At 64.0% G+C, this 4,531-nt stretch carries 8 protein-coding genes; 4 read left to right on the top strand and 4 right to left on the bottom strand.

Features of this window, described 5'->3' with window-relative positions:
• Positions 1-44: 44 nt before the first annotated feature.
• Genes APH27_RS25315 through APH27_RS25330 form a run of 4 tightly spaced genes read right to left on the bottom strand, consistent with a single transcriptional unit; the run spans position 45 to position 1,708 of the window.
• Positions 45-248, bottom strand: a complete 204-nt coding sequence (locus APH27_RS25315) for an SEC-C metal-binding domain-containing protein (RefSeq protein ID WP_060486211.1) — start codon at positions 246-248, stop codon at positions 45-47.
• A gap of 7 nt (positions 249-255) precedes the next feature.
• Positions 256-732, bottom strand: a complete 477-nt coding sequence (locus tag APH27_RS25320) for an LEA type 2 family protein (RefSeq protein ID WP_027918948.1) — start codon at positions 730-732, stop codon at positions 256-258.
• 2 nt (positions 733-734) lie between these two features.
• The gene (locus APH27_RS25325; protein ID WP_027918947.1) at positions 735-1,211 is read right to left on the bottom strand and encodes a YchJ family protein; all 477 of its coding nucleotides are present in this window, start codon (positions 1,209-1,211) and stop codon (positions 735-737) included.
• Positions 1,212-1,213: 2 nt separating this feature from the next.
• Positions 1,214-1,708, bottom strand: a complete 495-nt coding sequence (locus APH27_RS25330) for a DUF6231 family protein (protein WP_060486212.1) — start codon at positions 1,706-1,708, stop codon at positions 1,214-1,216.
• Between the two features lie 159 nt (positions 1,709-1,867).
• Between APH27_RS25330 and APH27_RS25335 the strand changes: the two genes are divergently transcribed.
• The 4 genes from APH27_RS25335 to APH27_RS25350 all read left to right on the top strand — a co-directional run bounded on the left by APH27_RS25335 (position 1,868) and on the right by APH27_RS25350 (position 4,490).
• Complete coding sequence (locus APH27_RS25335) at positions 1,868-2,560, top strand: OmpA family protein (protein WP_027918945.1); 693 nt, start codon at positions 1,868-1,870, stop codon at positions 2,558-2,560.
• 88 nt (positions 2,561-2,648) lie between these two features.
• The gene (locus tag APH27_RS25340; RefSeq protein WP_060486213.1) at positions 2,649-3,362 is read left to right on the top strand and encodes an OmpA family protein; all 714 of its coding nucleotides are present in this window, start codon (positions 2,649-2,651) and stop codon (positions 3,360-3,362) included.
• 101 nt (positions 3,363-3,463) lie between these two features.
• Positions 3,464-3,739 (top strand): DUF1145 domain-containing protein, encoded by a 276-nt coding sequence (locus tag APH27_RS25345; RefSeq protein WP_060486214.1) that lies wholly within the window; start codon positions 3,464-3,466, stop codon positions 3,737-3,739.
• Entirely contained in the window at positions 3,732-4,490 is a 759-nt protein-coding gene (locus APH27_RS25350) for a hypothetical protein (RefSeq protein ID WP_060486215.1), read from the top strand. Before APH27_RS25345 ends, APH27_RS25350 begins: the two co-directional genes overlap by 8 nt.
• Positions 4,491-4,531: the final 41 nt, after the last annotated feature.

The raw sequence follows: 4,531 nt of genomic DNA on the forward strand, positions 1-4,531 counted from the left end.
CGGCGCTCGATCTCAAAGGCGCTACTAGGCCTGAGCCAGGCCCATCAAGCGCCGTGGCACTTCTTGAACTTTTTCTGGCTGCCGCACGGGCACGGGTCGTTGCGGCCAACGTCCTTCAGGGCGTTGCGCACCGGCTCCTGATGGCCGTGGTTGCAGTGTGGGCCGTGTACATGGCCGTGGTCGTGATCATGCTGATGATCGTGACCGTGGTTGCAGTCAGGGCCATGCACATGGGGTTGCTGGGTCATTGCAGGGTTACTCCGGTAAGAAATCGCCGGGGATTATCTCACCACTGCGCGACAAGTGCAGGTCCTGATGGATGATCAGCCCCGTCTCCAGCTCGCCTTGCAGGCGATAATGCAGCGGCTTGCCGCTCTTGAGCAGCTTGGCCAACGGCTTCAGGTGCTGCCACAGGTTGGTCCGCGCCGTGATCTTGAACGTGCGCCGCGCATGCCCGCCAACACTGCGCCAAAGACTGACATCATCCTGCGCCAGCAGCAGGTCGTCGAGCCACACCGAATAGCTCAGGTTGCGAATGAACAGGCGGCTGTCGTTGGGGTTGTCGACGCGCAGATGCAAGACGAACTCCTGTTGCAGCAACCGCGCCTTTACCGTTTCAACCTTGTCCAGGTGCAGCTCTGGCATGCGCGAGTCGTCATCGCCCCAGCTCGCGCAGCCTGCCAACAGCGCCAGCAAGGCGCTGAGCAGGAGCAGGCGGCTGGCGGCGATCATGCTCAGTTACCGACGTAGCTGGCGCAGCATTTCTTGAATTTCTGCCCGCTGGCGCAGGGGCAGGGGTCGTTGCGGCCGGCCTTGAGCGCGACGGTGGGGTCGATGAAGTACCAGCGCCGCTCGTGCTGCACAAAAGCAGAACGCTCGCGGTGCTGATGGTCACCCTCCTGGTCATGCCAGCGCGCAGTGAATGTCACGAACGCATGTTCGGGCTGGCCGCCGAGCACTTCGGCGCCTTCCACCTCCAGGCCCAGCCAGGTGCTCTGGGCGCTCCATGCCGCCATGGCGGTGCGGTCGAGCCCGGCCTGCTGGGCGGGCAGGGTCGTGGCGACCAGATAGTCGACCAGCCCCAAGACGTAGGCGCTGTAGCGCGAGCGCATCAGCGTCTGGGCGTCGGGCGCCGGGGTGCCGGCATGGTAATGCCCGCAGCAGGCGTCGAGCAGATTGCCGCTGCCACATGGGCAAACCGAAACACTCATCATCACCACCAGTACTTGCCGAAGTTTTCAGGGTTGGCCCAGAACTTGGCGTTGAGCCAGTCCGGGACCTGCTTGTAGTCATGTAGATCATAGGTGAACAAGCTCAACACCTGCTCATCGCGGCGGAATTTCTCGCTGGCCGATAGCGCCAGGGAGAAGAAATCGGTGTCTTGCCAGCCACAGGCGGGCAGGTCGGCCAGCACTGCAACCCGGCTTGCGTTGAGGTTGCGGATACCGCCCAGCAGCTGCAGGCCGGTACGCTTGGGCAAGTGTTCCAGGCAGTCCACCAGCACCGCCAGGTCGAAGCGCTGGGCCGCCAGGGCTGCCGGCAATGGCCCCGGTGCGCAAGTTTCGATGGTCACCTGCGGGTGAGCCTGGGCAAAGGCATCCAGGGCCGGGAAGCGGGTGCCCACCAGCAGCAGGCGTTGTGGGGTGAAGCGCTCTAGCAGGGCGGCCAGGGCTTGTTGCGGGGTGCGCTGGGAAAAACCTTCGGTCATTGCCAATCCTCGTTCAAGTCGTCCAAGACTAGCGGGCTGCTGTCCGCCGGCATAGAGGCAAGTGGCCGCGTCGTGGCTTATTGCTGGCAGGGATGGATTGCGCGGTCTTTACTCCCAGAGATCGGTCTTATGCCGATTCCCCTAGGAGAAGCTACGAAAATGAGCATAGTACGCACAGCGTTACCCCTGGTACTGCTCACCAGTGTGCTGACTGGTTGTGCAGGTTTGCAAAAAACCGACTGGCCGAAGTGTGCTGCCGTCGGGGGCGTCGCCGGTGCCGGCCTGGGTGCCATCGAGAGTTCCAGCTGGGCTGGCTGGGGCGCGCTGCTCGGTGGTGGCCTCGCGGCGGGCTATTGCTGGGCCCACGGCGATGGCGACGAAGACGGTGATGGCGTACCGGACAGCCGTGACAAGTGCCCAGGCACGCCGCACGGCGTGAAGGTCGATGCCAATGGCTGCCCGCCTACACCTCCTCCAGTCGTCGAGGAAGTGGTGGTGCAGAAAGAGGAAGTGATCGTTATTCGTGACGTGCACTTCGAATTCAACTCCTCGCGCCTGACGGCGGCCGACAAGGAGCGTCTGAACACAGTTGCCACTCGCCTGAAGCAGGAAGCGCCGAGCGCTCGCCTGAGCGTGACCGGCCATACCGACAGCGTGGGCTCCGACACGTACAACCAGAAACTGTCCGAGCATCGCGCCCATGCGGTAACCGATTACCTGATCGAAAACGGTGTGCCTCGCGCCAGCTTCGTTTCGGTGGTGGGTGCAGGCGAAACCCAGCCAGTGGCGGACAATGCCACGGCCGAGGGGCGTGCCATGAACCGTCGCACCGAGATCAAGATCCAGCGTTGACGCCCAGGCGCCCGCGCCTTGAGAAGTGGCGCGGGCGCGTCTTTAATCCTGTTAGCCGGTCGCGGCCGATGACACAGGAGCATTCATCATGAGTGTAACGTCGAAGGCGGCGTTGCCGTTGCTGATGGTTGCCAGCCTGCTTGCAGGCTGCGCCACCCACAGTGATGGCAGTGCGCCCCTCAATCAAAGGACTTGGCCCATCTGCAGCCTGCTCGGCGGTGCGGTCGGTGGTGGCCTTGGCGCCATAGAGAGCTCGAGCTGGGCGGCCGGCGCCGGCGCCCTGGGCGCGATCGCCGGCGGCCTGATCTGCTACGCCCAGGATGGCGACGAAGATGGTGACGGCGTGTTCGACCGTCGTGACCGCTGCCCCGATACCCCGGCCAATACAGCGGTTGACCACATGGGCTGCCCGCTGCCGCAGTACCCGCCGTCCCAGCCCGCACCCGAGCCCAAACCCGAGGTGATCACCCTGGACGATCAGGGCCAGGTGATGTTTGCCTTCAATTCCGCCGACCTCACCCCAGGTAGCGAGGAGCGCCTAAGAAGCCTTCTGCCGCGCCTCAACGAGTTGGGCGTTACGCGCGTCAAAGTGGTTGGCCATACCGACAATGTCGGCTCCGACAGTTACAACCAGGCACTGTCCGAACGCCGTGCTGCCAGTGTTGCCGAGTACCTGATCGGTCAGGGCCTGGCGCCACAGAAGGTGACCAGCGAAGGCCGTGGCGCCCGTGAGCCGATCGCCGACAACGCCACCGATGAAGGGCGTGCGCACAACCGACGGGTGGACTTGCACCTCAACTGACTGCGCTGGCGTGTGCCCGGCCATGCAGGTAGTGTTGGCTGCGCGGCTCGCTGGCTCGGGCCGCGTTGGCATAACAATAAATAGACAGATAGGGGCGGGGTATGAAGTTCATCCTGGGCCTGGGCAAGGCCCTGACCGTGGCATTCTGGGGCGTGGTGCTGTTCAACCTGATGATGCCGCAGCCGTTGCCGTTGAATTTGCTGATCAATGCGTTGGGCATTCTTGTGCTGAGCCTGCATTTTCTTGAGGTGCTGTTTTTCAATGGCAGCCTGCGGGGCCGCAGCCATCGTTGGTTCGACCGGTTGCAGATCCTGTTGACCGGTATCTTTCATGTCATGTCCATTCCCCGTCCGCAGGAGGCGCCTCGCCATGCGTAAATTGATCTTGCTGGCGGTATTGGCCGCGCCCATGGCCCAGGCGCAGAGCCTGGAAGTTGCCTCCCATTCCATGCTGCGCCTGCCGAACAAATCGGCCAGCATGCACCTGGAGCAATTGCGCGTGGCGGATTCGGCGACTTTGCTGTTGCCAGCCACATTGATCGAGCTGAAAGTCGATCATCTGCAGCTGGGGCGCGATGCGCGGATTGCCATTGCACCCGCCGAAGCACCGCTGCTTATCGATGTGCGCAGTGCTGTGCTGGCCCAGGGCAGCGAGTTCAGCGCACCGGGGGCGCCTGGCACCTATGAACGGGCTGCCCGCTCTGGGCGTAGCCTGGAGTTGAAACTCGCCGAGGTCGATGCCGAGCGCTTGGCCATCGATGCCCGTGGCGGTGCCGGAGCGCCGGGCTACATTGGCCTTGATGGCGCCAATGGCCAGGCGGGAGGCTGTGCCTGGGGGCAGGCAAGCGCAGGGGCGAATGGCGATGATGGCGGCAACGGGCATGATGGTGCGCCTGGTGGGCGGATTCGCCTGAGCTTGCCGCAGGGCTTTTCGCAGGAGCGCATCGTGGTGCGCCTGGACGGTGGTGCGCCGGGCAAGGCCGGGGCTGCCGGCAAGGCGGGTAAAGGCGGGGTGAGCAAGGGCTGCCTGGTGTATCGCACCGACGCCGGGGCCAATGGCCGACCGGGGCAGGAAGGCCAGCCTGGGTTGGCAGGGGCCGAGGGTGAACTGATCCTGCAGCGTCTCTGAAGGGCATGCCTTTGGATCTGTGGTGCCTGTGAGATCGCGCG

It is taken from the genome of Pseudomonas sp. NBRC 111123 (genome assembly GCF_001320205.1).
GTDB lineage: Bacteria > Pseudomonadota > Gammaproteobacteria > Pseudomonadales > Pseudomonadaceae > Aquipseudomonas > Aquipseudomonas putida_J.